The sequence below is a fragment of the Ralstonia sp. GX3-BWBA genome (assembly GCF_003290055.1).
Lineage (GTDB): Bacteria > Pseudomonadota > Gammaproteobacteria > Burkholderiales > Burkholderiaceae > Ralstonia > Ralstonia holmesii.
In genome coordinates, this window is sequence record NZ_QMKS01000006.1 from 66,515 (window position 1) to 92,419 (window position 25,905).

Annotated in this window: 24 protein-coding genes and 1 tRNA gene; 10 read left to right on the forward strand and 15 right to left on the reverse strand. The window is 63.2% G+C overall.

Going from position 1 to position 25,905, the window contains the following annotated elements; genetic code table 11:
* Positions 1 to 3: 3 nt before the first annotated feature.
* Positions 4 to 249: a hypothetical protein gene (locus DOD19_RS05340; RefSeq protein WP_112184441.1), complete on the forward strand. Its 246-nt coding sequence runs from the start codon at positions 4 to 6 to the stop codon at positions 247 to 249.
* A 67-nt stretch (positions 250 to 316) separates the two neighbouring features.
* Here the strand turns inward: DOD19_RS05340 and DOD19_RS05345 are convergent, their stop codons facing one another.
* The 12 genes from DOD19_RS05345 to lpxO all read right to left on the reverse strand — a co-directional run bounded on the left by DOD19_RS05345 (position 317) and on the right by lpxO (position 14,158).
* The gene (locus DOD19_RS05345; protein WP_024975399.1) at positions 317 to 907 is read right to left on the reverse strand and encodes a peroxidase-related enzyme; all 591 of its coding nucleotides are present in this window, start codon (positions 905 to 907) and stop codon (positions 317 to 319) included.
* Positions 904 to 2,796 carry an acyl-CoA thioester hydrolase/BAAT C-terminal domain-containing protein gene (locus tag DOD19_RS05350; RefSeq protein ID WP_112184443.1) on the reverse strand — a complete coding sequence of 631 codons (1,893 nt, stop codon included), beginning with the start codon at positions 2,794 to 2,796 and terminating at the stop codon, positions 904 to 906. Before DOD19_RS05350 ends, DOD19_RS05345 begins: the two co-directional genes overlap by 4 nt.
* A gap of 5 nt (positions 2,797 to 2,801) precedes the next feature.
* Positions 2,802 to 4,370 (reverse strand): ABC transporter substrate-binding protein, encoded by a 1,569-nt coding sequence (locus tag DOD19_RS05355; RefSeq protein ID WP_112184445.1) that lies wholly within the window; start codon positions 4,368 to 4,370, stop codon positions 2,802 to 2,804.
* 49 nt (positions 4,371 to 4,419) lie between these two features.
* Entirely contained in the window at positions 4,420 to 5,421 is a 1,002-nt protein-coding gene (locus DOD19_RS05360; RefSeq protein ID WP_112184447.1) for an oligopeptide/dipeptide ABC transporter ATP-binding protein, read from the reverse strand.
* Positions 5,418 to 6,422 (reverse strand): ABC transporter ATP-binding protein, encoded by a 1,005-nt coding sequence (locus DOD19_RS05365; protein ID WP_112184449.1) that lies wholly within the window; start codon positions 6,420 to 6,422, stop codon positions 5,418 to 5,420. Before DOD19_RS05365 ends, DOD19_RS05360 begins: the two co-directional genes overlap by 4 nt.
* Entirely contained in the window at positions 6,419 to 7,345 is a 927-nt protein-coding gene (locus DOD19_RS05370) for an ABC transporter permease (protein WP_204360037.1), read from the reverse strand. Before DOD19_RS05370 ends, DOD19_RS05365 begins: the two co-directional genes overlap by 4 nt.
* A complete protein-coding gene (locus tag DOD19_RS05375; RefSeq protein ID WP_112184453.1) occupies positions 7,345 to 8,328 on the reverse strand; it encodes an ABC transporter permease in 984 nt (327 codons plus the stop codon). Before DOD19_RS05375 ends, DOD19_RS05370 begins: the two co-directional genes overlap by 1 nt.
* A complete protein-coding gene (locus DOD19_RS05380; RefSeq protein ID WP_112184455.1) occupies positions 8,325 to 9,824 on the reverse strand; it encodes an NAD(P)/FAD-dependent oxidoreductase in 1,500 nt (499 codons plus the stop codon). Before DOD19_RS05380 ends, DOD19_RS05375 begins: the two co-directional genes overlap by 4 nt.
* Positions 9,821 to 10,795 carry a LysR family transcriptional regulator gene (locus tag DOD19_RS05385; RefSeq protein ID WP_112184457.1) on the reverse strand — a complete coding sequence of 325 codons (975 nt, stop codon included), beginning with the start codon at positions 10,793 to 10,795 and terminating at the stop codon, positions 9,821 to 9,823. The genes DOD19_RS05380 and DOD19_RS05385 overlap by 4 nt, the downstream gene beginning before the upstream one ends.
* Before the next feature lie 162 nt (positions 10,796 to 10,957).
* Positions 10,958 to 12,109: an ABC transporter substrate-binding protein gene (locus DOD19_RS05390; protein ID WP_112184459.1), complete on the reverse strand. Its 1,152-nt coding sequence runs from the start codon at positions 12,107 to 12,109 to the stop codon at positions 10,958 to 10,960.
* 214 nt (positions 12,110 to 12,323) lie between these two features.
* Entirely contained in the window at positions 12,324 to 12,941 is a 618-nt protein-coding gene (locus DOD19_RS05395) for a YSC84-related protein (RefSeq protein WP_024975409.1), read from the reverse strand.
* Positions 12,942 to 13,255: 314 nt separating this feature from the next.
* Positions 13,256 to 14,158, reverse strand: a complete 903-nt coding sequence (lpxO, locus tag DOD19_RS05400) for a lipid A hydroxylase LpxO (protein WP_024975410.1) — start codon at positions 14,156 to 14,158, stop codon at positions 13,256 to 13,258.
* 260 nt (positions 14,159 to 14,418) lie between these two features.
* Between lpxO and DOD19_RS05405 the strand changes: the two genes are divergently transcribed.
* Positions 14,419 to 14,979, forward strand: coding sequence for a hypothetical protein (locus DOD19_RS05405; protein ID WP_112184460.1), 561 nt, complete (start codon positions 14,419 to 14,421; stop codon positions 14,977 to 14,979).
* A gap of 12 nt (positions 14,980 to 14,991) precedes the next feature.
* On the opposite strand, the gene DOD19_RS05410 is transcribed toward DOD19_RS05405, so the two are convergent.
* Positions 14,992 to 15,384 (reverse strand): hypothetical protein, encoded by a 393-nt coding sequence (locus DOD19_RS05410; RefSeq protein WP_024975412.1) that lies wholly within the window; start codon positions 15,382 to 15,384, stop codon positions 14,992 to 14,994.
* Between the two features lie 104 nt (positions 15,385 to 15,488).
* Between DOD19_RS05410 and DOD19_RS05415 the strand changes: the two genes are divergently transcribed.
* From DOD19_RS05415 to DOD19_RS05445, 7 genes are all read left to right on the forward strand, one after another.
* The gene (locus DOD19_RS05415) at positions 15,489 to 16,343 is read left to right on the forward strand and encodes a DUF4743 domain-containing protein (RefSeq protein ID WP_112184462.1); all 855 of its coding nucleotides are present in this window, start codon (positions 15,489 to 15,491) and stop codon (positions 16,341 to 16,343) included.
* A gap of 8 nt (positions 16,344 to 16,351) precedes the next feature.
* Positions 16,352 to 17,218 (forward strand): formyltetrahydrofolate deformylase, encoded by an 867-nt coding sequence (purU, locus tag DOD19_RS05420; protein WP_024975414.1) that lies wholly within the window; start codon positions 16,352 to 16,354, stop codon positions 17,216 to 17,218.
* A 25-nt stretch (positions 17,219 to 17,243) separates the two neighbouring features.
* On the forward strand, positions 17,244 to 17,972 hold the full coding sequence (gene dnaQ, locus DOD19_RS05425; protein WP_112184464.1) for a DNA polymerase III subunit epsilon: 729 nt from the start codon (positions 17,244 to 17,246) through the stop codon (positions 17,970 to 17,972).
* Positions 17,973 to 18,043: 71 nt separating this feature from the next.
* Positions 18,044 to 18,118, forward strand: a tRNA-Val gene (locus DOD19_RS05430).
* A gap of 664 nt (positions 18,119 to 18,782) precedes the next feature.
* A complete protein-coding gene (locus tag DOD19_RS05435; protein ID WP_024975416.1) occupies positions 18,783 to 20,705 on the forward strand; it encodes a PrkA family serine protein kinase in 1,923 nt (640 codons plus the stop codon).
* Positions 20,706 to 20,759: 54 nt separating this feature from the next.
* A complete protein-coding gene (locus tag DOD19_RS05440; RefSeq protein WP_024975417.1) occupies positions 20,760 to 22,022 on the forward strand; it encodes a YeaH/YhbH family protein in 1,263 nt (420 codons plus the stop codon).
* Positions 22,023 to 22,139: 117 nt separating this feature from the next.
* Positions 22,140 to 23,648: a SpoVR family protein gene (locus DOD19_RS05445; RefSeq protein WP_024975418.1), complete on the forward strand. Its 1,509-nt coding sequence runs from the start codon at positions 22,140 to 22,142 to the stop codon at positions 23,646 to 23,648.
* A gap of 90 nt (positions 23,649 to 23,738) precedes the next feature.
* Here the strand turns inward: DOD19_RS05445 and DOD19_RS05450 are convergent, their stop codons facing one another.
* A complete protein-coding gene (locus tag DOD19_RS05450; protein ID WP_024975419.1) occupies positions 23,739 to 24,017 on the reverse strand; it encodes a DUF1488 domain-containing protein in 279 nt (92 codons plus the stop codon).
* Positions 24,018 to 24,194: 177 nt separating this feature from the next.
* On the reverse strand, positions 24,195 to 24,854 hold the full coding sequence (locus tag DOD19_RS05455) for a response regulator transcription factor (protein ID WP_024975420.1): 660 nt from the start codon (positions 24,852 to 24,854) through the stop codon (positions 24,195 to 24,197).
* Between the two features lie 248 nt (positions 24,855 to 25,102).
* Between DOD19_RS05455 and DOD19_RS05460 the strand changes: the two genes are divergently transcribed.
* Complete coding sequence (locus DOD19_RS05460; RefSeq protein WP_024975421.1) at positions 25,103 to 25,771, forward strand: DUF2589 domain-containing protein; 669 nt, start codon at positions 25,103 to 25,105, stop codon at positions 25,769 to 25,771.
* Positions 25,772 to 25,905: the final 134 nt, after the last annotated feature.

Consider the following 25,905-nt stretch of genomic DNA (forward strand, 5'->3'; position numbering starts at 1 on the left):
GAAATGGACAAGAGACTGTGGGTCGTCGTCACGGCAATTGTCGCGGCGTTAGGTGCAACCGTGACGCATGCGAGCGCCACAACACGGGATGTGTACACGGATGGCAGCGCCTCCACGGAGGCGCGCAGTCCTTACACCGATGGCGGACTGGCCACGAAGTTCGACGTCTATGCGGACGGCGCAAGGGCCGGAAAATTCGATTCCTATACCGAAGGCATGTGTGTACCGACGACGGACGGCGTGCGCTAGTCTGTCTGCAAAGAAAAAGCCGCAGGTTTGCGCCTGCGGCTTTTTCTTTTGAGCGATGCCGCCCCGCTCAGGCTGCGTCCGGAAATACGGGTTCGCCCAGGTTCAACATCAGGCGATTCGCCCATGCAAAGATAGCCACGGCGTGTATCAGGTCGAGGATCTCCGCGTCCGTCAGGCCAGCGTCCTTGAGTGGCTTCAGGTCTTCGCCACGCACATCGCCAGGGCGCAGCGTCAGGTCGATCGAGAACAGCACGATGGCACGCTCTCGCGCATTCGTGCCTGCGATGTGCGGATCTTCAAAGACCTGCTTGATGACATCGTTGCGCTTGGCAAGCTGCTCAAAGCGTTGCGCGTGGACAGATGCGCAATACACGCAGCCGTTCACGCGCGACACCACGGCGCTCGCGAGTTCGCGTTCTGCACGCGACAGGCCGCCCGGCGCATACATGATCGCGTTGAACGCCGCCGAGCGCTGACGCAAGATCTCGGGCTGGTGAACGAGAAAGCGGTAGTAATCCGACGTCTTTGCCTTCGGGTGGCTTTCTTCCAGCACGGCGATCTGCTCGGGCGTGGCGCGGTCGAGGTCGACCACATCGAGCCACGATTGCCACTCCAGCGATTCGTTGGTGAAGCCGTGGGCGCGGATGATCTCGGTCATGCTGCGGTCTCCGTGGATGCGGTGGCGCTGCCGCTACCGGCAGCTTCGTCCATCGCGCGCAGGCCGGCTACAAGCCGCGTCTGATACGACAGGAAGGCAATGAGCTGCGCGAGCGTCACGACGTCGGCCGTGGCAAGGCCCGCTGCCGGCAATCGCAACAGCGCGTCGCGGTCGCCCTCGATGGGGCGCTCGACGAGCGTGCGCGTAAAGGTGAGGATGGCGTGCAGGCGCGCGTCGGTCAGCGAGTCTATGTCGCCGTGGTCCACGGCTTGCAGCGCAGTTGCGTCGACCGGCGTGGTCGCGAGGCGCGCGCGGTAGTGCTCGGCCAGTTCCGGCGCGGCTGTCAGGCGGCAGGCGTACAGCGCCACGAGCAGGCGTTCGCCGAGCGTGAGGCCGGGCAGGGTCGCGTCGAACAGTGCTTCGTAACTGCCTTGCGTGGCCGTTGCGACTTTTTCGCGGGCGTGGCGCAGCGCATGCGTGGGGCTGCTGTCGCCCAGGTCAGCAACCTGGTCGACCACGTCTTGTGTGGGCGTGAAGTCCATTGATGAAAGGCTCCGGGAATCGGGTACGGAGGCGCCGCGCGCAGCCACCGCGCTGGCGAGAAAGCGCCGCACCGCTGCCCACGACTGGGCATCGGCACGGGCGTTGGCGCGTGGCTCGCCGCCGCCGGTGCTGATGCGGCCCGACACCGGGTGCGCATAAACGAGCTGCGTGGTTGGCACGTACGGGAAGACGATGGCGTGGCCGGCGCCTTCGTAGTCGAAGTGCTGGACGGGGTAGGGGTGGCGCACCTCGGCCAGCTTGGCGGTGACCATGCGCGAGTAATCGCTTGAGGGCCAGGAGCCGTCATCCGTGGCGGAGAGCAGCAGCACCGGCCCGCGTGTGCGTTCGATGCGGATACGCGCGCGCGCCACCGCATCGGCATCTTGCAGCGCCGTGCGGATGGCGCGTTCATGCCGATGCGGCGCGGGGCCCTCGTCAAACGGCACCCAGGTCGCGGTGCGGTTGCCTTCCCACAGATGCGGCAGCGGCTGCCCGCGATACAGCCACGTGGGGCCTTCGCGGCCGACGGCCGGGTCGGCGGCATTCTGCCCGCTGTGCACGACGGCGCCCGGCACGTAGCCGATGACCGCAGACACCGCTTCCGGAAACGTCGCGCCCAGCAGCAAGGCCAGTTCCCCTCCGCGCGACTGGCCGCTCACGGCAACGAAGTCGTGCAGCGGTTCCACGCGCTTGCGCAGCCAGGCTAGCGCGCGCTCGAAGTATTCCAGCGGCGTGTTCGAGATGTAGTCCGACAGCCCCGGTGCCTTGAAGTACGCCAGCGCGAATGCCGCGTACCCGTGCGAGGCATACAGCGCCGCGCGTGGCTCGTTGATGCCGCCGCCCGAGCCATTGAGGATCAGCACGGCCGGGCGCGGGCCCGGGTGCGCATATGGGTCGGGCAGGTACAGCGTGCCGACCAGGCCGTCCTCATTCTCCGGTGCACGCACATCGTGGCGCGTCACACCCGGCGCGGCCAGCCGTTGGACGAAGCTCGCATGGACGGACTCGCCGTTGGCCGTGGCCGTGAGCGTGGTCGTCAGCGGCTCTGTCGCGGGCAGCGGAAAGACCTCGCGCGCCTTGCCGTCTTCCGGGCGCTGGCTCCAGACGATGCCCATCGCGCTGACGCCGGTGTAGTCGCCCGCGACGGGCGCATCGCGCGTGAGGTCGACGGTGCCTTGCGCATCGGCAACAAACGCGGCGCGGCTGTGCCACAGCACGCCATTGCCGCGACGCGTTTGCGCCACGATGCCGACCTGTGCGCCGGGCGCAAGCCCCGTCACGACAATGCTGCGCGATACATCGATCAGGTCATCTGCTGGCGTGACGCCGAGCGCGAACGTTCCCATGGCGCTTACTTGCCGTCCTTGGTGACCATTTGGGCAGCCGTGCGATCGCTCGTCATCGGCGTCACCTTCAGGCCCTTCTTGGCGGCCCACACGTTCTGGTAGTGGTACAGCGGCATCACGCCCACGTCATCCGACACCAGCTTGACCGAGTGGCGCAGGATGGCCGCGCGCTTTTCGACGTTGAATTCTTCAGTGGAGGCGTTCAGCGCGTTGTCGACAGGCGCATTGCTGTAGTGGCCCCAGTTGGACGCACCCAGGCCCTTCTTAATGTCGACCGTGGCCAGCACGTTGACCAGCGCGTAGCTCGCCTCGCCCGTGCCGTTGCCCCATGCCAGCATGCTCATCGCATATTCATTCTTGTTGGCGCGGCCGGAGTAGACCGACCAGGGCACCACCTCCACGCGTGCCTTCACGCCAATGCGGGTCCAGAACTGTGCCACCGCTTGCGCCGTCTCGGGGCCTTGCGGGTAGCGGTCATTCGGCACGTGCATCACCAGGTTGAAGCCCTGCGGAAAGCCCGCGTCGGCCAGCAGCTTCTTGGCTTGCGCGGGGTCGTAGGCGATGTCCTTCACATCGGGGTTGTAGCCGTACGTGTCTGACGGCATCCACTGGTTGGCGACGGTGGCGGCGCCTTGCAGGATGCGGTCGACGATTGCCTTGCGGTCGATCGCCAGCGACAGCGCGCGGCGCACGCGCACATCCAGCAGCGGGTTGTTCGGCAGCGGCTTGCCGTCGTTGCCGGTGATGTACTGGTTCTCGCCTTTGCGGAAGCTCGGCTGCAGCAGCATGACGCGCAGGCCGGGGTAGGCGAAGACCTTTACGTTGGGTGACTGGCGCAGGCGCGCTAGGTCAGACACCGACACCTTGTCGATGACATCCACTTCGCCCGAGAGCAGGTTGGCTGTGCGTGCGGCAGCGTTGTTGATGTAGCGGTAGTTGACCTTCTCCCAGAGCTGCTTGCCGCCCCAATAATTGTCGTTGCGCGCCATCACCACGCGATCGCCCGGCACGTACGAGACAAACTTGTAGGGGCCGGTGCCCACCACCGCGCGGCCGGCGTTGTAGTCCTCAGTCGACGACTTGTCGCCAACGTGCTTGCTGACGATGTGCACGGACGCGAGGTTCAGCGGCAGATCGGGGTTCGGGATGTTCGTCTTGATAATGAGCGTGAGCGGGTCCTTGGCCGTGACCGATTCCACCGTGCGCAGATAGCCCGCGAACGTTGCTACGCTGCCCGGCACGCTGCGCGCGCGCTGGTACGAGAAGATGACGTCGTCCGCCGTGAAGGGCTGGCCGTCGTGCCATTTCACGTTCGGGCGCAGCTTGAATTCCCACGTCTTCGGGTCCAGCGTCTTCCACGACAGCGCCAGGCCGGGCTGCAGCTTGTTCCACTTGTTCTCGACGAGCAGATCCCAGAAATGCACGTCGACGGAGCGGTCGCCGGCATGGTTGTTCAACTGCGGATCGAGCGACGACAGCGGATCGGCAAAGGCGATGTTCAGCGTCTGTGCGCCGACAGCGCCGGCAGCGGCAAACAGCGCAACAGCAAGCGACGAGGCTAGGAGGCGTTTCACGTGGGTTCCCTTTTCCTATTTTTGGAATCGTTGGCTTATTGAATGTCGTTCAGATCGCGTCGTTCAAATGACAGGCGCTGATATGGTTGACCGCAATGCCGCGCAGCGTCGGCGTTTCAGTCTTGCAGCGGGGCATGGCGTGCGGGCATCGCGGGTGGAAATGGCAGCCGGTAGGCGGGTGGAGCGGGCTCGGCATCTCGCCCTGAATGGCGGTGAACGTCTTGTGCCGGGCAGACAGACGTGGGATCTCCGCCAGCAATGTCTGGGTGTAAGGATGGTTTGGGTGGCGGAAGACTTCTTCCGCCGGTGCCGATTCCACCACGCGGCCGAGGTACATGATCACCACGCGGTCTGAGAGGTGCTCCACCACGCCCAGGTCGTGGCTGATGAACAGGTAGGTCAGGTTGAGCTGCTCGCGCAGGTCCATGAACAGGTTCAGGATCTGCGCCTGGATCGACACGTCCAGCGCTGCCACCGCTTCGTCGCAGACCAGCATTGACGGCTGCACCGCCAGTGCACGCGCAATGCCGATGCGCTGCCGTTGGCCGCCGCTGAACTGGTGCGGGTAGCGGTCGCGCAGGGCAGGGTCCAGGCCCGCACGCTGCATCTGCGCAGCCACATAATCGGCAAAGTTGGCGCGGTCGGTCAGGCCATGCACGCGCGCTGCTTCGCCAACGATTTCCTCCACGCGCAGGCGCGGGTTGAGGCTGGCGTATGGGTCCTGGAAGATCATCTGGATCTTCAGACGGGCCGCGCGGGCTTCGTCTGCGGAGAGCGCATCGACAACTTTGCCGTCAACGCGTACCTCGCCGTTTGATGGCCGCATCAAGCCGGCAGCAATCCGGCCGAGCGTGGATTTGCCGCAGCCCGATTCTCCGACGAGCCCCACGACTTCACCGGGCTGGATCGCGAGGTCGACACCGTCGACCGCACGAACGATTGCCGGCGGATGTGCCAGGCCGAAGCGTTGCAAGACGCGATCACCCGCGCCGACCTTTCGATCGCCAAAGCGTTTGCTGACCTGCTTGAGTTCGACAAGCGGCGTGCTCATGCGACCTCCCGCGAAGACGCGTGCTGCGCGCCCGGGTGGAAACAGCGCACGAGGCGGCCAACGATCGGTTGCGTGATCTCCGGGTGGACGCTGCAGACATCGGTGGCACGCGGGCAGCGTGCCGCAAACGCGCAGCCTGCCGGCAGCGACAGCAGGTTCGGTGTCATCCCGGGAATCTGGCGTAGGCGTTGGCCGCGGCGGTTCTCGCTCGGCAGGCTGTCGATCAGGCCCATGGTGTAGGGGTGCAGCGGGGCATCGAGCACGGCATCGACTGGCCCGTGTTCAACAATGCGGCCGGCGTACATCACGGCCACCTCATCGGCCAGACCGGCAACGACAGACAGGTCATGCGTGATCCAGATCAGCGCCGTGCCGTGCATGCGTGCGAGCTTCTGCACTTCCGACAGGATCTGCGCCTGGATGGTCACGTCCAGCGCCGTGGTCGGCTCGTCGGCAATGATCAGGTCGGGCCGATGCAGCATCGCAATGGCAATCGCCACGCGCTGGCGCATGCCGCCCGATAGTTGATGCGGATACGCCCGCAGCCGCTCTTCGGGGCTCGGAATGCCCATCAGGCCGAGCGTGTCGCGCGCATGCTCACGGGCTTGCTTATGGCTCATGCCACTGTGCGCGCGCACGGCCTCGATCATCTGGGCATCGATGCGCAGCACGGGGTTGAGCGTCATCATCGGGTCTTGGAAGACCATGGCGATGCGGTTGCCTTGCAGCTTGCGTAGCTCGCGCGGGGCGAGCTTGGTGAGGTCGCGGCCCTGGTAGAGGATCTCGCCGCCGACCACGCGGCCGGGCGGGTCGACCAGGCCCATGATCGAGAAGCCGGTGACGGACTTGCCCGAGCCCGACTCGCCCACCAGCCCCAGGATGCGTCCGCGCGCGAGCGAGAACGACACATCGTCCACCGCCGGCAGCACACCTTCGCGCGTGAAGAAATGCGTGCGCAGGTTGCGGACTTCGAGTGTGGTCGCGTGGGTGGACGCCGTCATCGTTGCGCCCTCGGGTTCAGCACTTCGCGCAGGCGGTCGCCCACCAGGTTGATGGCCACCAGCGCCAGCAACAGCGCGATGCCCGGATAGAAACTGATCCAGTACTGGCCAGACAGCATGTATTGGTATCCGTTGGAAATCAGCAGGCCCAGAGACGGCTCGGTAATCGGCACGCCCAGGCCCAGGAACGACAGCGTGGCTTCCAGCGTGATTGCGCGCGCCACCTGCAGCGTGCCCACGACGATCAGCGGCGGCAGGCAGTTCGGCAGGATGTGCCTGAGCGCGATGCGCCAGCCGGGCAGGGCGAGCGAACGCGCGGCTTCCACGTACTCGCGGCGACGCTCGACCAGGGCTTGCCCGCGCACCGTACGCGCGTAATACGCCCACTCCAGCAGCACCAGCGTCAGCACGACATTGGTGATGCTCTTGCCGAGATAGGCGAGGATCATCATGGCCACCAGCACCGACGGGAACGACAGCAGCAGATCGACCGTGCGCATGATGATGCTGTCGACACGGCCGCCGGCATACGCCGCAATCAACCCGAGCAGCGTGCCAATCACGGCGGCCACGGCTGCCGACCCGATCCCCACGCCCAGGCTGATGCGCAAGCCGTAGAGGATGCCGGAGTAGAGATCACGCCCCTGGCCATCTGTTCCGAGCCAGTACGTGAACGTGCCCGTGCCAGCTGGCGAGCCCGGTGGCAGGCGCGAGTCCAGCACGTCGAGCTGCATCAGGTCGTACGGATTCTGCGGCGTGATCCACGGAGCGGCCAGCGCAGCCAGAATCAGTACTACAACAACCACCAGCCCGAAGATGGCCGCCTTGGAAGCGAGAAAATCCGCCGCCACGCGCCGCCAGGGCGATTGCCTGCGCGGGGCGGACACCGTTGTCGCCGGCGTGGATTGCGAGGTCGTATTCATCATGCAGCCTCCGCGCTATCAGCCGCACGCACGCGCGGGTCCAGCATTCGATACAGGATGTCGACGATCAGGTTGAGCGACACGAACAGGCACACCACGACGATGAGGTAGGACACGATGACCGGCCGGTCCAGCGCGTTGATGCTGTCCAGAATCAGCTTGCCCGCGCCGGGCCACGCGAAGATGCTTTCCGTCACGACGGCAAAGGCGATGGTCGAGCCCAGCTCCAGGCCCAGCACCGTCACCAGCGGGATCAGCGTATTGCGCAGCACGTGCGCCAGCACCACGCGCAACGGCGACAGGCCCTTGGCACGCGCGAACTTCACGAAGTCCAGCGGCAGCACCTCGCGCACCCCTGCAGAAGTCAGTCGCAGCACCAGCGAGAGCTTGAACAGCGACAGGTTGACTGCCGGCAGCACGAGATGCCGCAGCCCATCCACCGTCAGCCACGACCATTCGATGCCGAACAGGCGCGCCGTTTCACCGCGTCCGCTCGCGGGCAGCCAACCGAGGCTCACGCTGAACGCCATGATCAGCATCAGGCCCACCCAGAACGTCGGCAGCGAAAAGCCCACCACGCTGCCCGTCATGAGCAGGCGCGACACCGGATGGCGCGGATACAGCCCCGCGAACAGCCCCAGCGGCACGCCGATCACCACCGCAATGATCAGTGCCGAAAACGCCAGCTCCAGTGTGGCCGGCAGGCGTTGCAGGATCAGCTGGATGGCCGGTTCGTTGTAGACGAAGCTCTTGCCCAGATTGCCGTGCAGCGCGCCGTTCAGGAAGGTCAGGTACTGCTCCCACAGCGGCTTGTCCAGACCCAACTCGGCAATGATGCGTGCACGGTCGATCTGGTCCACGTCCTGACCGATCAGGATGTCGACCGGGTTGCCGATGGCGTGCAGGCCGATGAAGACGATCACCGTCATCACCAGCACGACGAGCAGCGCCTGGCCGATGCGGCGGATTAGCCAACCTGTCATCGGGCGGCCTCCTGGCTGGAAGTGGCATTCGCTTCCACACCGGGCGGTGGGGCGGGCGTCCATTCATCGCCAAAGATTTCCGGCTCGGCATAGGCCTGGATGGCGGCGTAGTGCGCGTCGATGTCTTCCTGATACAGCAAGCCGGCAATGCCCTGCGCCAAGCGCTTCGCGCCTTCGCTGATGGCCGGGATGTCGCCTGAGACGCTGCCGTGCGTGACCGACGCCGGATAGCAGAAGCAATGCACGCGCGACAGGCCGGGCAGCGTGCCGGGCGTCTTCTCGCGAAATTCGAACGCGTGGCCGAGGTCGGGCGAATCGGCGAGTTCCGCGTCTTCCTCGCCGGGGCGCGGCGTATAGCGGTCGCGCCATTGGCGGATGTGCGGTGCCAATGCGCTGAACTCCGGGCGCGAGGCCCAATCGGTGCGAAAGCCCGTTGAGAAGATCAGGAAGTCCAGTTGGAAGACGCCCTTGGTCGTGGCCACGTGCAGCACGCCGTCGTGCTCGTCCACGCCCAGGATGCCGCAGCCGAGATTGAAGCGCGCATTCGGGTGCCGCGACACGCGCAGCGTGCTGCCACGTGGCGGGGGAACCTGCTCGACATTGATGTAATGGCGGATGCGCCATTTCCACGCATCAGGCAGATGCAGGTGTCCGTGCACCAGGCCCGGGCTGCCGGCACCCTTGCCCTTGTTCACACGCGGCAGGTCGGGGCGGCGGATCAGCATGTCGACGCTGGCAGCGCCGGCCTCCAGCGCCGTCGCAGCCGAATCCATGGCGGACGCGCCGGCGCCGATCACGCCCACGCGCTTGCCGGCCAGCGTGCCGTAGTCCATCTCGTCAGACGAATGCGCCCACCACCTGCGCGGCAGCCGGTGCGCGAAATCCGGCACGGATGCGCCGCCGAGCCCATCACGACCGGTGGCCAGCACCACGCGCCGTGCAAACACCCGTTGCGTCGGTTGGCCCGGCGCGTCGATCAGCAGTTCGACGGCGCCATCCACGCGCGGGTGGATGGCCTTCACGTGGTGATCGTTGCGCACGTCCAGCTGAAGCACGCGGCGGTACCAGCGCAGGTAGTCCATCCATTGCAGGCGCGGAATCTTGTCGAGCACCTCCCACGCATCGGTGCCGAACTGCGCTTCAAACCATGCGCGGAACGTCAGCGCCGGCAGGCCAAGGGCAGGGCCGGTCAATTGCTTGGGCGAGCGCAACGTTTCCATGCGCGCCGTCGTCGCCCAGGGGCCTTCGAAGCCGGCGGGCGAGCGGTCGAACACCACCACGCCGATACCGAGATGTTTGAGCGACGCCGCCGCCGCCAGGCCGGCCATGCCGCCACCGATGACGGCCACATCCAGCACAGGTTGACCCTCTAACGTATGTGGCAGCGTCCAATTTTTCGCGGGGAGTTCAAGCCAGGACAGGTCCTGGTGCAAACGGGCTTCCAGCGCTGCGAGCCCGATGACTAGCGGCGCGTTGTCTTGTTGTGCAGCGGTCATGCGGACGCGCCTTCGGTTTCGTTGATGGATTCGCCATACAGCACCTGCAGCATGCTGGCATGGCGCGCCGGATCGTGCAGCTTGCAGTCCGGGAGCAGACGCTGTGCCGCGCGCGCGAGGGCGTCGGTCAGTGAGACGACCGCCGCCGACGGCCGCTTGGCCTCGGGGGTGATCACGCCAAAGAAGAAGGGGATGTCGGCGTCGATCGGGCGCACGGTCACGCCGTCGATTGGCACGCCGTACGCCGTCACCGGCTCCAGCAACGCAACGCCCAGGCCCGCACGCACGGCGGTCAGCGCATTCAGCGAGGCATTCGTCTCGATGAGCGAGGTCGGTTCCACGCCGGCCTTCGCCAGCGCTTGGTCCAGGCGGCGGCGCAATCGATATGGGTTGTGCATCGTGATGATCCGCTGTCCCGCGCAAGCGGCCAATGTCACGCGCTTGCCGGCGGCCAGCGGGTCGTGTGTCTGCACGGCAGCCACGCACGCGGCTTCGCCGATCCAATGCACGGTGACGCCACGATGCTCCAGCGGCAGGCTGCTGAGGCCAAGGTCGGCAGCGCCGGTGAGCACGGCGTGCACAACCTGCTCGGGCGAGGCGCTGCGAATCTGGATGTGCTGCGCGAGTTCCGGCTCATCGGCCAAGGCTGCAGGCAGCAAGCCGGCTGCCAATGCAGACGTCGCTGCCAAGCGCAGCGGGCGTGCCTCGCCGCGCGCGATTTCTTCGGCACGGGTGCGGATCTGACGTAAGCTGATCAGCGTATGCTCGACGTCTTCGTACAGTAGGAAACCCTGCTCCGTCGGCGAGACGCGCGGCCCCGCGCGTGTGAACAGGGCATAGCCGATTTCAGCTTCCAGATCCTGGATGAGCCGGCTGATGGCGGGTTGCGAGCGCCCCAGCAGCTTGCCCGCCGCGGTGACGCTGCCGGTCGACATGACCGCGGCAAACGCTTCGAGTTGTCGGAGTTCCATCCGCCTGTTTGATCCCAGTCATGCATGTAGTTCGTGCATTCTGGTAGACGCACTATGCGGATTCCAAATAGTATTTTCTTATGTACTCATGCGTTTTGCGCTGGCAACCGCTATTTCCTGCGGTGCAACGACTGCCGAGGCAGGCTGCGCCGCAGCGCGCCTCTATTTGACGAAGGTGCCGTTCGGCCCGATGACCGTCAGCTCGACATAATTCGATCCCTTGCGCAGGTTCGGGCCGTAGCGGACCTCCAATCCGCCCAGGTCGATCGTGCCGGCTGATTCCAGCCCCGAGACAAAGCTGGCCCGCGTGGGCGACTTGCCCGCGCGCTTGAGCCCTTCGACCAGCACGCGCGCGGCTGCGTAGCCTTCCATCATGGCGTACGACGGCGCCACGCCGGCAGACTTCGCGCTGGACGCCAGCTCCCGGCCCAGCAACGAAGTTGAACGCACTGGCGACGGCATCACCTGCGAGACCACCACACCGCGCCCCAGCGTCCCGAGCGATTTCGCAAACGCCAGACCGGCGTTGTTGGACAGCGCTGCAATCTGCGTCACCGTGCCTTGCTTGTTGAGCGCCTCGATCATGGCGCGCGCCGTCGTGCCCGGGCAGGCCAGGATCACCGCTTGCGGCGCGAACTTGCCGACATCTGCCGTCGCCTTGGCGATGTCCGGTTTCAGGCGGTCGACGGTGAAGATGCTGTGCGCGTCGGCGGGCAGTTTTTTCGTGGCGTTGTTGAATCCGATTTCGGTGTCTTTGCCGAAGGTGTCGTTCACGTTGACGAGCGCCAGGCGGCGCAAGCCCAGCGTGTCGAAGTAATGCACCAGCTCGGCAATCTCCGCCTGGTATTTCGCGCGCACCACAAAAAGCAGCGGGTCAGGCTGATCGAAGAACGTTGAAGCGCCGGTTGAAGGCGCCACCACCGGCGCGCCCACCGGCCGGGCTTCAGTCATGATCGCCTCGGTATTCGGCGTGCCGCGCGGCAGGAACAGGGCAAAGACCTGTTTATCGACCAGCAGCGTGTGCGCGTGTTTCTTGGAGGCGGCGGCATCAAAGCCGTCGTCTTCCGAGATCAGCTCGATCTTGCGTCCATTGACACCGCCCGCACGGTTCACCGCATCGAGGTAAAGCTTGGCGCCCTGCGTCATCTCTTGGACTTGCTCGCCCGCGGGGCCCGTGAAGCCAGCAGTCTGGCCGATGACGATCTTGGTGTCGGTGATGCCCGGTTCGGCCATCGTCTGGCCGGACGCCAGCAACAACCCACACAGCCACGCGCATGCAATGGCGCTGCGCACGGCAGCGTTGCGACCTGTCATGTCTCCCCCTTTTCTTTCTGGGTGATTGTTTTGTCGTATGCCAATACGGCAGCACGCACCGCAACATCGGCCGGACGATGCTAGCCGAGAAGCCCCATCCCGCCCCCTCCGGATTTCCCTAGGGCTGCAACATTGCCGCAACGCTTCATGCGGGTTCCGTGCAAGAAAAAACCGCCGTACGAGACGGCGGTATGGCTGGAGAGCGAAGCGCTGATCAGTTGTTCTGCTTCGTGATCTTCGTACCTTCGATCGACGCGCCGGCCATCAGGCCCGCGTTGGTCAGGTTGAAGCCGATGATTGGTTGCTGTGCGGTGTTGGTATCGACCGCGCCGTTCGCGCCGATCTTTGCCAGTGCCACGGTGGCATCCACGCCGGCCGTCCAGCCTTGGCTAGCCTGGAATTTCTGCAGCGCCTCATCCGTCATGAACAGGATGATGAGCGCACGCGACTGCGCGCCAGCCTGGAAGCCGACGGACGCAGAGGCGATGTTGTAGTAGCCCAGCGGACGCCCGCCGCCGGTGCGCAGCACGCCTTCGCCGTATTGGCCGCCCACCACAAAGCCGGCGTTCAGCACCGACGGGAACACGAGCACGCCCTTGGCGCGTCCGACCAGCTCGCGCGAGCCGTTGGCCGTGGTGTACAGGCGCGAGAGCACTGAATCGGCCTGCGAGTTGGTGGTGGCGTGCTTGTTGGTGGACGACATCACGTCGGAGCCCTGGGCATTGGGGCTGGTGGTGGTACAGGCCGCGATCTGGGTACCGAGCAGTGCGACAGCAGCAAGCGCGGCGGCGCGGGTGACGATGGTCTGGCGGCTGATGAGGTTCTTTTTCATGGCGATTGATCTCACTGTCTTTGTTGTTGACGAGGGACACAGGCACACGCGCATCCCGGCTCTGACTCGGTCCCATGCGCTGAGCAAGGGTGTCGACCAAGGTGGAGCAAGCGGCGTGCCCGCCATATCGCATAAGCGCCGGAGCGCTCAATTCCTGACATTAGGCGAGATTTGTGCCCCATGTGGCGCTTTTGCTTCACTGCTTTGTAAAAACGCAAGCCGACCGCAATGCAGGTAGCTTTTTCACGCGCAACAAAAAACCGGCGCTTCAGGCCGGTTCTTTGTGCGATGCAGGAGGCGTGGAGGGTTGGCCGTCAGATCCAAATGATCAACGCTGCCACGCCAATGATCAGGCCGAACTTCACCACGTAGTAGACCTTGCGGTTCCATGCCTTGAAGCGGCGGCGGTACTGGCCCATCACCCACACGTAGCGGAACAGTTTGTTGATGCCGCCGGTCTGGTCGCCCTCATCGTTGGGCGAGCTGGCGGCGGTCATGACCTTGCGGCCCAGCCATTTGTTGATGCGCTGCGCCCAGCCGAATTTCATCGGGCGTTCGATATCGCAGAAAAGAATCAGACGATCCTTGTCGGAGGCGTTTTCGGCCCAGTGCAGATAGGTCTCGTCAAAGACGACGCCCTGGCCGTCGCGCCAGCTATGGCGCTCGCCATCGACTTCGATGAAGCATCGGTCGTCGTTGGGCGTGGACAGTCCCAGGTGATAGCGCAGCGAGCCGGCAAACGGGTCACGGTGCGGATTCAGCTTGCCGCCCGGCGGCAGCTCGGCAAACATCGCCGCCTTCACGCTGGGCAGATCGCGCAGCAGTGCGACGGTCTGCGGGCAGAGCTGTTCGGCTGAGGGGTGATGTGCCTCATACCACTTCAGGTAGAAGCGCTTCCAGCCATTCTTGAAGAACGAGTTGAAACCGGCGTCGTCATTCTTCTCGGCAGCCTTGATTTTGCGCAGGTTGACGAGCGCCAGACCTTCGTCGCGAATCTGCGGCCACGCGGCCTGCAGCTTTTCCAGATCCGGAAAACGCTCGACAGGCACATACGGCGTCTGCGGCACGCCCGAAAACGCGTACATGAAGCAGTTGACCGGCGCGACCACGGCCGAATGATCGAACATCTGGCGCCAGAATTTCAGGCGCACCTTGCCGCGAAAGTGCACGTACAGAATGGAGCCCAGATAGAGGGCCACGATAATCCACTTGATCAAGGCGATTTCCTTGCCGCACGGTGGCGGTCAGCAATTGAGTGCATGCGCTGGCAGCGCAATCCGACATTTTACCCGTGGCGAGGCCGCGCCGCGTGGGTCGCCGCCAACAGTGCACCGTGGTGTTGTGACGCCACGTTACCGTTTGCGCTGCCTTGGCAATAAGGAACATCTGCGTTATTTGTCGCGAAATGTGCGTCGCGTTCTACAATTCCGCTTCGCCCGCCAGGCACCATGGCCGAGGGCGATCACCGGAGGGAGCGATGGACGTCAAAAAACGCGACGAAGAATCCAGCGACATGCCGACCACCATTGGCATCGTCCCGGGCAGTGCGGAATCGCTGGAAGCGTCCATCCGCCGTGCCCAGGAAGCGCTGTCCGGGGTGTCTGCTCGACTGGCAAGCAGGCCTGTGCCGCCGCGCCCGGACCCGGCGACAGATCGCTTCGTTGAAATGGACGACGCCATGTCATCCGCAGAAGCGCGCGCCCTGGCCGAACGCTGCATCGCTGGTGAGGCAATGGAGCCTGCAAGCCTGGCGCGGGCGTTTTCCGTATTGCTTGGTCAGATCGATGGGTTGGAGGCCGACCATGCCGGCCGGCGCCGCGTGCTGCGGCAGTGGATGGTGAGCCAACTCACCTACAAGATGCTGTATCTGCACCACACCGGTCAGGATTCGACCGTGCCGCCGCGTGCGCTGCGCGCTCAGAAAGAGCGGGTGAAGGCGCAGGTTTCGGCCTTGCTCGATGCCGGGCGTTCCTACGCCGATGTGCGCCTGACCGACCTGCGTTTTGCCGAGGATGGCAGCGCCGGAGGTCAGGGCTAGGCGATCAAACGATCAATCCTCGTCGTCGTCCGGTTCGGAGTCGAGGAATTCGCGGCGGGTGAGCCAGTCGGCGATGGCTTGGTCGCAGGCGTCCTTCAGCTTGGACTTGTTATCCACCTTGTCGAACAGCGTGAAGTTCATCAACGCCAGGCCCAAGTCTGTGATGTAGAACATCCGCTTCGGGTTGTCGAAGTGGACGATGCGACCGTCGATGTCACCTTCGTCTTCCGGCTCGGCCGGTGCGTCTTCGAGTTCGACCACGCGGCAGGTGAAGCGCGGTGTGCGGGTGTGCGTCAGATATTCGAATTCATCGTGCGACACTTCGCCGGACGGTGTGACGGCAATGGCGAAGCCCCAGATAAAGCGCGGGGTCGGCAGATCCGACAGCTCGTCGATTTCATCCATCCTTGTTTCTCCAGTCTGATGACGGCTTGTATTAACGGCGCATTATCGCGCGACCCGTGCTGCACGGAAAGCACAATGCACGCCCGACATGATGGGGCGCAGAAATGACCGACCCGCGTATACAGCGCATACGAGACGGCCTGGCCGCCCGGCAGGCGTTCGACGCTGATGCGCTCGTTCCTTGGATTGTTGCCGGACAACGTGTCGGCTGGCTGAGCCGCGAGCGCGCTTCGCAGCTTGCGCGCTGGCCGCAGTGGTTCGATGTACTGGCGCAGCGGGTCGATTTGCGGGAGACGCTCGCTACCGAGGCCGACCGTACCGCGGCGCTGGCTGAAGTCATCATGCGCCTGGCGGAAGACGGCCACGTGCGCGGCTGGCGCGACGAGCGTTTCGCCGTCAACACCGGTTGGGGCACGCCCACGCTGGCGCTGATCGAACGCGCCGCCGCACGCTTCTTCGGCATCCGAACCTACGCTGCGCACATGAACGGCCTGATCGACGGTGCTGATGGGGCCGGCGCGGCGCTCTGGCTGGCCCGCCGCGCCCAGACCAAGCCGATCGATCCCGGCATGTGGGACAACCTCGTCGCCGGCGGCATCGGCCACGGCTTCGATGCGCGCGGTGCGCTGGAAAAGGAATGCTGGGAAGAGGCGGGCATCGGCGCCGAGCTGGCAGCCCGTCTGGTGCCGCGCGGCACGCAGGATGTGCTGCGCGAAGTGCCCGAGGGTATCCAGTGCGAAACACTTTTCGCCTTCGACCTGACGCTGCCGGCCAGCTTCGTCCCCGCGAATCAGGACGGCGAGGTAGCCGGCCACCTGCGCGCCAGCCCCGACGCGGCGCTTGATATCATGGCGGACTTCGCGATGACGGTCGACGCCACGCTCGTTACCCTTGATGCCCTGGCGCGCCTGGGTTTGCCACATGCGCCGCAGCGGTTTGCGTCCGACAACAATACATAAAACGCTTCATGAGTCACTCCGGTTTCATTCTTACCCTGTCGTGCCCGGACCAGCCGGGCATCGTCCACGCCGTGTCGGGCCTGCTTTTCGAGCAGGGCTGCAACATTCTCGATTCGGACCAGTTTGGCGACGAATTCACGGGCCGTTTCTTCATGCGCGTGCATTTTGTTCCGCAGGGCCAGCCGCTGGACCTTGCCGTGCTGCGTGACTGCTTTGCACCCATCGGCGAACGTTTCTCCATGCAGTGGGGCATGTTCGACGCTGCAGTCAAGCCGCGCGTGATGATCCTGGTCTCGAAGATCGGCCACTGCCTGAACGACCTGCTGTTCCGTGCGCGCGCCGGCCAACTGCCGATCGAGATTGCGGCCATCGTCTCGAACCACCGCGATTTCTACCAACTGGCCGCGTCGTACGACGTGCCGTTCATGCACCTGCCGTTGCTGCAGGCGACGGACGCTCAGAAGGCGCAGCAGGAAGCCCGCATCTGGGAGATCGCGCAAGAGCAGCAGATCGACCTGGTCGTGCTCGCGCGCTATATGCAGATCCTTTCCGACGATCTGTGCCGCAAGCTGGAAGGACGCGCCATCAACATCCACCACTCGTTCCTGCCGAGCTTCAAGGGCGCGAAGCCGTATTACCAGGCGCATGAGCGCGGTGTGAAGCTGATCGGCGCAACGGCCCACTACGTGACGGCCGACCTGGATGAAGGCCCGATCATCGAGCAGGAAATCGAGCGCGTGGACCACAGCATGGACCCCGAGCAACTCACCGCCGTCGGCCGCGACGTGGAATGCGTGGCGCTGGCCCGCGCCGTGAAGTGGCATGCCGAACACCGCATCCTGCTCAACGGCCACAAGACCGTCGTCTTCAAGTAATCCAGTCAAAGTAGGGGAGCGCGCGATGCGACAGATCATTCTCGATACCGAAACCACCGGCCTGAATGCCGCCACCGGCGACCGCGTGATCGAAATCGGCTGCGTGGAGATGGTCAACCGCCGCCTGACCGGCCGCAACCTGCATTTCTACATCAACCCCGAGCGTGAGATCGACGCGGGCGCGATGGCCGTGCACGGCATCACCAACGAGTTCGTGGCCGACAAGCCGAAGTTCGCCGAGATCGTCAACGAAATCCGCGACTATGTGCAGGGCGCCGAGGCGATCATTCACAACGCGGCGTTTGACTTGGGCTTCCTGGATATGGAATTCCAGCGCCTCGGCCTGCCGGCATTCCGTGAACACCTGTCGGGCCACATCGACACGCTGCGCGAGGCGCGCCAGATGTTCCCGGGCAAGCGCAACTCCCTGGATGCGCTGTGCGACCGTCTGGGCGTGAGCAACGCGCACCGTACGCTGCACGGTGCATTGCTGGATGCGGAACTGCTGGCCGAGGTCTACCTGGCCATGACACGCGGCCAGAACGCGCTGGTGATCGACATGCTGGAGTCGGGCGAAGGCGCATCGGCCGAAGCTGTCGCCGTCGACCTGAGCGCGCTGCAATTGCCGGTGCTGCTGGCGACCGAAGCCGAAGCCGAAGCGCATGCCGGCGTGCTCAAGGAGATCGACAAGGCCAGCGGCGGCAAGACCGTCTGGGCGCGCGACGCTGCGGAATCAGCGCCGCCGGCTGCCTGATCAAAAAAATGTGCGGGCAGGGTATTTACACGGCAGCGCCTTTTCTTCATAATCTCGTTTTCACCGCATTCGGGTGGTTAGCTCAGCGGTAGAGCACTGCCTTCACACGGCAGGGGTCACAGGTTCAATCCCTGTACCACCCACCAAACTAGCGAGAAATCGCTTAAAAGGCCCTCAGGCAAACGCCGAGGGCCTTTTTCTTTGTCCGCGCTCTCCGTGCGGGCTTTTCAGGCCGCCTCTTCGTCGCCTCCGGCCAAGCTTCCATCTGGCGCGAAAAAGAGACACTTTCGGTCGATCCGTTTCAGTCGTTTCCCCTCGAGCTGCGAGTGCATGCCGGGCGATAAAACGTATTTCGCCCCATGCTTTGCACAATGCTTTGTTGCGTCCCAGGGAGAAAGGCTGCCGCTACAAGCGTCGCGTCGCTGGTGCGCGCTATGCGCGATACCACAGTTGGCGAGACAGGAAAACGCAGGGATATCCCCCTCCCGGATTCAGCGTGGGCGCGGGAACTCGCGCCGATCGGTTACGTACCAACCTGCGAGCGCGGGCAGGTGGCATGGGTACGCTTTCTGCTGTGCTCGGGATAGCTGATCGTTGTGGTGCACGTATGTTGGTGCATCGTGCAAGGTCCGTTTAGCACTTCATGCTGTCGAGCGCTAACGCAATTGCAACGGTTGTGCACCGTTCCAGGCTATCAACCGTTCTTGTGATCATCGGTGATTCGTCTACAGTGGAATCAGCAACGCACGCAAGAACTAGCCTGGCTCTCGCTTGTTGGTGTGGAGTAGGGAAGAAATCTACGGGGGAGATATGGATATTTTCCGCCACTACGCAACGCGTTTTGAAGCTCGCAAAGAGGACGAGTACAGCATCCAGGAGTATCTGGATATCTGCAAAAAAGACTCGACCGCCTATGCGACTGCCGCCGAGCGCATGCTCACCGCGATCGGTCAGCCGGAACTGGTGGACACTCACCACGATCCTCGGCTGTCACGATTGTTCTTCAACAAGGTCATCAAGATCTATCCGGCCTTCCGGGAGTTCTACGGCATGGAGGACACGATCGAGCAGATCGTCTCCTTCTTCAAACATGCCGCGCAAGGTCTTGAAGAGCGCAAACAGATCCTTTATCTGCTCGGGCCTCCGGGCGGCGGCAAATCCTCGCTTGCCGAGAAGTTGAAGGCGCTGATGGAGCAGATTCCCATCTACGCGCTCCAGGGCTCGCCCATTCACGAGTCCCCGCTCGGGCTGTTCTCGCCTGACGAAGACGGCAAGATTCTGGAGGAGGATTACGGCATCCCGAGGCGCTATCTGAACACGATTGCCTCCCCTTGGGCGGTCAAGCGGCTGCATGAGTTCAACGGTGACATCACGCGCTTCCGCGTGGTGAAGCTGCATCCGTCGGTGCTGTCGCAGATTGCGATTTCCAAGACGGAGCCGGGCGACGAAAACAATCAGGACATTTCGTCTCTGGTGGGCAAGGTCGACATCCGCAAGCTGGAGGACTATCCGCAAGACGATCCGGATGCGTATTCGTATTCGGGCGGGCTGTGCCTGGCCAATCGGGGTTTGCTTGAGTTCGTTGAGATGTTCAAGGCGCCGATCAAGGTGCTGCATCCGCTGCTGACGGCCACGCAGGAAGGCAACTACAAGGGCACGGAGGGCTTTGGCGCGATCCCGTTCGATGGCGTCATCCTGGCGCACTCGAACGAGGCGGAGTGGCAGAGCTTCAAGTCCGATCGCAACAACGAGGCGTTCCTTGATCGCATCTACATCGTCAAGGTGCCGTATTGCCTGCGCGTGTCAGACGAGGTGAAGATCTACGACAAGCTGCTGCGCAACAGCTCGCTGGCCGCAGCGCCGTGCGCGCCGAACACGTTGAAGATGATGGCCCAGTTCGCGGTGCTCACACGCATCAAGGAGCCCGAGAATTCCAACATCTTCTCGAAGATGCGCGTGTATGACGGCGAGAGCCTGAAAGATGTCGACCCGAAAGCCAAGTCGTATCAGGAGTACCGCGACTTTGCCGGCATCGACGAGGGCATGACGGGGTTGTCGACGCGCTTTGCCTTCAAGGTGCTCTCGAAGGTGTTCAACTTCGATGGGACGGAGGTGGCGGCCAATCCGGTGCACTTGCTGTATGTGCTCGAACAGCAGATCGAGCGCGAGCAGTTCCCGCCGGAGACGGAATCCAAGCTGATGTCCTATATCAAGGAATATCTCACGTCGCCATACGTGGAGTTCATCGGCAAGGAGATTCAGACCTCGTATCTGGAGTCCTATTCGGAGTACGGGCAGAACATCTTCGACCGCTACGTGGTGTTTGCCGACCTGTGGATTCAGGATCAGGAATATCGCGATCCGAACACTGGCGAGATTCTCGATCGCAGCGCGTTGAATGATGAGCTGGAGAAGGTGGAAAAACCGGCGGGCATTTCCAACCCGAAGGATTTCCGCAATGAGATCGTCAATTTCGTGCTGCGGGCGCGGGCCAAGAATGGCGGAAAGAATCCCGTCTGGACCAGCTACGAGAAGCTGCGCGCGGTGATCGAGAAGCGGATGTTCTCGACCACGGAGGATCTGCTGCCCGTGATCTCGTTCAATGCCAAGTCGTCGCATGATGACAAGGAGAAGCACGAGAACTTCGTCAACCGCATGGTGGAGAAGGGCTATACCCAGAAGCAGGTGCGCTTGCTGGTGGAGTGGTATCTGCGCGTCAGGAAGTCATCTTAAGGAGATAAGGAGAGGGCAAGGACACCCAGCGAACTTCCAATCGAGGGCAGTCACATGGGCACGATCATTGATCGGCGGGAGAACGGTGGCGGCAAAAGCACCGTCAACAAGCAACGCTTCATCAAGCGTTACCGAGACCAGATCCGCCGTGCAGTGGCCAAGGCGGTGACGGGTCGCAAGATCATGGACATCGAGCAGAGCGGGCAGGTGTCCATTCCCGTCAAGGACATCTCCGAGCCCATGTTCCACCACGGCTCGGGCGGGCGCCGAGAAGGCGTTCACCCGGGCAACAAAGAGTTCATTCGCGGCGACAGCTTCGACCGCCCGCAGCAGGGCAGCGGCGGCTCCGGTTCGCAGGCCAGCGACTCGGGCGAGGGCGAAGACGATTTCATCTTCACGCTCTCGCGCGAGGACTTTCTCAACTTCTTTTTCGAAGACATGGCGTTGCCCGATCTTGCCAAGCGCAGCCTGGCCAAGATCGCGGAGGTGCGCAAGGTGCGTGCGGGTTTTTCGCTCGATGGCACGCCGTCCAACCTGTCGATTCTGCGGACGATGCGCAGCTCGCTCGGTCGCCGCATTGCATTGTCCAGCCCGTATCAGCGCCGTCTGCATGAGCTGGAAGGCGAGTACAACGAGGAGCTGGAAAACGACGGCCCTTACAGCGTGCGCGCGCAAGAGCTGATGAAGGAGATGCGACATCTGCGCTCGTGCCTGGATCGCGTGCCGTTCATTGAAAAGCTCGACCTGCGCTACAACAACCGCGTGCTGCGCAAGCGTCCGCAGGCGCAGGCGGTGATGTTCTGCGTGATGGACGTATCCGGCTCGATGGACGAATCGCGCAAGGACTTGGCCAAGCGTTTCTTCATGCTGCTTTATCTGTTCCTGAAGCGGAACTACGAACGCATCGACGTCGTCTTCATCCGCCACCACACCGTGGCTAAGGAGGTGGATGAGGAGGATTTCTTCCACTCACGCGAGTCGGGTGGCACTGTTGTGTCGAGTGCACTCAAACTGATGGCGGAAGTGATTCAGGAGCGTTATTCGCCAAGCCAATGGAACATCTATTGCGCGCAGGCTTCGGATGGCGACAACTGGGCAGGGGACTCAGAGCTGTGCGCCAAGATCCTGCGCGAGTCGATCCTGCCGCTGACGCAGTACTACGCCTATGTTGAGGTGGTCTCCACGGAGCCGCAGAACCTGTGGGAGGAGTATCTTACGTTGAAGGCTGGGCACGAGAACTTCGCGATGCAGCGCATTCTCAAGGCGGACGAGATCTATCCGGTGTTGCACGAGCTGTTTCAGAAGCGCGCCGCCTGATCGCTGATCGGGCTGCAGGAGTTGCCGCCAGCCGGGCACTGCCGCCGCGCAGTGGCAGCGTGTGCCATGGCGAGCACGCCACCTGTGACCCTGTGTGATGGACCAACGGGAACGAGCATGGCCTACCTATCTACGGGCTCGGAATGGACCTTCGAGCTGATCAGGCGTTACGACCAAAGCATCGCCCAGATTGCCGCAGATTTCGGCCTGGACACCTATCCGAACCAGATCGAGATCATCACCGCCGAGCAGATGCTCGATGCCTACGCGTCGTCCGGCCTGCCGCTGGGCTACAACCATTGGTCATACGGCAAGCACTTCCTTGCATCGGAGCGCGGCTACCAGCGCGGCCTCATGGGGTTGGCGTACGAGATCGTCATCAACTCGAACCCCTGCATCGCATATCTGATGGAGGAGAACACGATGCCGATGCAGGCGCTGACCATCGCGCATGCCTGCTACGGCCACAACTCCTTCTTCAAGGGCAATTACCTGTTCCGGACGTGGACGAACGCGGACGCCATCGTCGATTACCTGCTCTTCGCCAAGAACTACGTGGCTGAATGCGAACAGCGCTACGGCGAGCAGGAGGTGGAACTGCTGCTCGACTCCTGCCACGCGTTGCAGAACTACGGTGTCGATCGTTATCGACGGCCCAAGAAGCTGTCGATCAACGAAGAGCAGGCCCGCCAGGCGGAGCGCGAGAAATACCTTGAAGCACAGGTGAACGACCTGTGGCGTACGCTGCCCACGCACCGGGCACGCGCGCTGGCAACCGCTGACGACGTGCCGGAGCCTGATCCGCAGTTTCCGCCCGAGCCGGAAGAGAACCTGCTGTACTTCATCGAGAAGAACGCGCCCAAGTTGCAGCCGTGGCAACGAGAAATCGTGCGTATCGTGCGCAAGATTGCGCAGTACTTCTATCCGCAGCGGCAGACCAAGGTGATGAACGAAGGCTGGGCCACCTTCTGGCACTACACCATCCTGCACAAGCTGTACGACGAGAAGCTCGTCAACGATGCGTTCATGCTTGAGCTGCTGCAGGCGCATACCAACGTGATCTATCAGCCGCCGTTTAATAGCCCGTACTACAGCGGCTTGAACCCGTACACCCTGGGCTTTCTGATGTTCCAGGACATCCGGCGCATTTGCGAATCGCCGGAAGAAGAGGATTACCGCTGGGCGCCCGAGATTGCAGGCAGCGATTGGCAGAAGACACTCGACTTCGCCATGCGCAACTTCAAGGACGAGAGCTTCCTGCTGCAGTTCCTCTCGCCGCGTGTGATCCGCGAGTTGAAGCTGTTCTCCGTGCTCGATGACGATCGTGACGCCAAGCTGCGCGTCACCGCCATCCACGACGACGATGGCTATCGCAAGATCCGCGAGTTGTTGGCAGGGCAGTACGATCTCTCGAACATCGAGCCCAACATCCAAGTGACCAACGTTGACGTGGGCGGAGATCGCTCATTGACGCTGCGCCATTTACAGAGCAACCGCCGCCCGCTCGGGCCGAACTACGAAGAGATGCTGCGGCACGTCGTACGCCTATGGGGCTTTACGTGCCGGCTGGAGGTGGTCTACGAAGACGGGCGACGCGAGATGAAGCACGAGTGCAAACCTGAGTAGCTCACGTACGCTTCCTCAAGGCCAGCTTTGCGCTGGCCTTCTTTTTGTTCGCCGCAGACGCGGATGTCGGTCATGCTGCTCACTGAGCAGCTACATGCCGAAGCGGAAATGGCCGCTACGGAGCACGATGTTGTGCGAGTCCGTCAGCTTGAACAGCGAGCGCGCCATGTCTTCAATGGTGCCGCGGTGGCTTTCCATGGCTTGCAGCAGATCTTCCTGCCGCCACGAGCGGGCGCCGAAATGTTCTTCGAGCGCTTCAGCCGTCACCGCATAGCAGGCCGGGATGCCGTCGACGCTTGCGGTGCAGGTGAGAGTGAGATCCGCGGCGCAATAGCGTGGCGGGCTGGTGTGGAACTCGATGATTTCCATGGGCGGCCTCCATGAAAAAACGGCGATGCACCGTGCGCCGCCTTCCAATCAGTGTATGGCGTGGTCGCGTGAATGCAATGTGGTCAGTCAGGTTAGTGTTTTCGCCCAGCGGTGAACCTCCGGGCCCGTGACGTCCGAAAAGGCAGCGGAGGCCACGGGCAGGTGCGCGTCGCGGCGCTACATCGCACACATCTGCAGGCGGACGAGGCTCGCCTTGCAGCGCGAGAGCCAGAGCGCGGCCTCGGTCCGATTGTTGACGCCAATCTGCCGGAACAGCGCGTACAGATGGTTCTTGATGGTGCCTTCAGCCACGTTGAGCACGCGACATATCTGCTTGTTGGACTTGCCTTCTGCAAGCAGTTGCAGCACCTCATGCTGCCGCGGCGTGAGCCGGCGCCAGAGTTCAGCCGGACTTTCTCCCGGGCTTTGGCGCGGGTCGTCGGGTGAGAGATTGCTGATGGGCGGCAAGTAGACTGCGCCCGAGGTAATGCGTTGCAGGGCTTCGAGCAGAACGTCGGCCGTGGCTTGCCGGTCGACCACGCCGGCCGCGCCGAAGCGCAGCGCGTCGCCCACCACGTGCCGGCCGACAGCTTGCACCGTCAGTAGCACAGGCACTTCCGGCAGCACCGCTTTCAACTCCGACAGGCGTTGCCGTGCGTCGTCGTCCTGTGCGCTCCATTCCATCACGACGGCTCTGGGTTCGGCTTGCCGGCAAGCCGGCCCGATTTGCACGGCGTAGTGTGTATCGATAAACACACCCTGCGCGTCGAGTGCATTCAATACATTGGACACACCTGCCGCAAAAAGCGGCAAGCTATCGATTACCAGAATATTCATCGACCCCTCGTACTTCAGTTAATTATTTTCAGAGAAACCGATTATTTTGTAGGGCGGGATCGATCCGGATGCATTGAAACAGAAGTTCAGTGCCGAAAGTCACGGGCGGCCTGTCGATACGTACTGGGCCGCTGTTCCGTGGCCTTGGCTGGGACTTTCGCGGCATCGAACCCCGCAGGAAAAACTCTTACTTTGGATTCGGGCGCACAAACCTGTGCGTCCAAATAATTCAATGTGAGGAGTTTTAAATGGACAACGGACTTATCGGGTCGGTTATCAATGCGCTGCCGATCGACAAGATGATCTCTGCGCCGCTGCAGGCGATGATCGCGGCGCAAACCTCAGCGGCAAAATCCTATGCGGATTTTCTGCTGCAGGTGTGTATTCAGAACGGCAAAGCCGTTGCGGTGCAATTTGACTACGACGAAACCATCGTCGACGAGAAGGGGGTGTCGCAGGGCACGATCCAGAAGACGATGCGCATTCCGTTGCTGTGTGCGGTCGTGCATCCGGTGATCGCCATCGAGGAAGGCACGATCGATTTCGAGCTGGAGATTTCACAGTCGGAGAAATCCTCGTCCAGCACCGAGGCGGAAGGGTCGTTCCAGGCCAAACTCGGCTGGGGCCCGTTCAGCGTCTCGGTCTCGGGCCGCGCCTCGCATAAGTCGGAGCAGACCCGTAGCACCGACACGCGCGCCAAGTACTCCTTCCACACCCAGGTCAAGCGTCAGAACCCGCCGGAAGCGCTCATGCGCGTGATGGAGTTTTTGACTGACGCGGCAACCAAGCCGGTCGTGGTCAAGGGCAAGGAGAACGACGTCAAGCCGCTGCCCGCCACGCCGACCGACGGCACGATGATCGGCGAAAAGGCGCCCGCTGGCGGCAACGCGCCGGCCCCGGCACCGGCAAATCCGTAAGCCGCCACGGCGATGGACGCCGGCCGGCCTCCCCACGGCCGGTGTCCTGATCGGTGCGCGCCTGTCGCGCGCCGCCTATTGATCTGATCGATCCGACCGACCCGACACCATGTTCAATCTCTTCAGCCGCCGCG

Bases quoted from the DNA above. Each gene is read 5' to 3' on its own strand.
- DOD19_RS05390 (WP_112184459.1), bottom strand. From the start codon at position 12,109: ATGACAGGTCGCAACGCTGCCGTGCGCAGCGCCATTGCATGCGCGTGG.
- DOD19_RS05445 (WP_024975418.1), top strand. From the start codon at position 22,140: ATGGCCTACCTATCTACGGGCTCGGAATGGACCTTCGAGCTGATCAGG.
- DOD19_RS05460 (WP_024975421.1), top strand. From the start codon at position 25,103: ATGGACAACGGACTTATCGGGTCGGTTATCAATGCGCTGCCGATCGAC.
- DOD19_RS05410 (WP_024975412.1), bottom strand. From the start codon at position 15,384: ATGGATGAAATCGACGAGCTGTCGGATCTGCCGACCCCGCGCTTTATC.
- DOD19_RS05380 (WP_112184455.1), bottom strand. From the start codon at position 9,824: ATGACCGCTGCACAACAAGACAACGCGCCGCTAGTCATCGGGCTCGCA.
- DOD19_RS05415 (WP_112184462.1), top strand. From the start codon at position 15,489: ATGACCGACCCGCGTATACAGCGCATACGAGACGGCCTGGCCGCCCGG.
- DOD19_RS05365 (WP_112184449.1), bottom strand. From the start codon at position 6,422: ATGACGGCGTCCACCCACGCGACCACACTCGAAGTCCGCAACCTGCGC.
- DOD19_RS05450 (WP_024975419.1), bottom strand. From the start codon at position 24,017: ATGGAAATCATCGAGTTCCACACCAGCCCGCCACGCTATTGCGCCGCG.
- DOD19_RS05405 (WP_112184460.1), top strand. From the start codon at position 14,419: ATGGACGTCAAAAAACGCGACGAAGAATCCAGCGACATGCCGACCACC.
- DOD19_RS05360 (WP_112184447.1), bottom strand. From the start codon at position 5,421: ATGAGCACGCCGCTTGTCGAACTCAAGCAGGTCAGCAAACGCTTTGGC.
- DOD19_RS05370 (WP_204360037.1), bottom strand. From the start codon at position 7,345: ATGAATACGACCTCGCAATCCACGCCGGCGACAACGGTGTCCGCCCCG.
- DOD19_RS05345 (WP_024975399.1), bottom strand. From the start codon at position 907: ATGACCGAGATCATCCGCGCCCACGGCTTCACCAACGAATCGCTGGAG.
- DOD19_RS05455 (WP_024975420.1), bottom strand. From the start codon at position 24,854: ATGAATATTCTGGTAATCGATAGCTTGCCGCTTTTTGCGGCAGGTGTG.
- DOD19_RS05385 (WP_112184457.1), bottom strand. From the start codon at position 10,795: ATGGAACTCCGACAACTCGAAGCGTTTGCCGCGGTCATGTCGACCGGC.
- DOD19_RS05440 (WP_024975417.1), top strand. From the start codon at position 20,760: ATGGGCACGATCATTGATCGGCGGGAGAACGGTGGCGGCAAAAGCACC.
- DOD19_RS05350 (WP_112184443.1), bottom strand. From the start codon at position 2,796: ATGGGAACGTTCGCGCTCGGCGTCACGCCAGCAGATGACCTGATCGAT.
- dnaQ (WP_112184464.1), top strand. From the start codon at position 17,244: ATGCGACAGATCATTCTCGATACCGAAACCACCGGCCTGAATGCCGCC.
- DOD19_RS05435 (WP_024975416.1), top strand. From the start codon at position 18,783: ATGGATATTTTCCGCCACTACGCAACGCGTTTTGAAGCTCGCAAAGAG.
- DOD19_RS05340 (WP_112184441.1), top strand. From the start codon at position 4: ATGGACAAGAGACTGTGGGTCGTCGTCACGGCAATTGTCGCGGCGTTA.
- DOD19_RS05395 (WP_024975409.1), bottom strand. From the start codon at position 12,941: ATGAAAAAGAACCTCATCAGCCGCCAGACCATCGTCACCCGCGCCGCC.
- purU (WP_024975414.1), top strand. From the start codon at position 16,352: ATGAGTCACTCCGGTTTCATTCTTACCCTGTCGTGCCCGGACCAGCCG.
- DOD19_RS05375 (WP_112184453.1), bottom strand. From the start codon at position 8,328: ATGACAGGTTGGCTAATCCGCCGCATCGGCCAGGCGCTGCTCGTCGTG.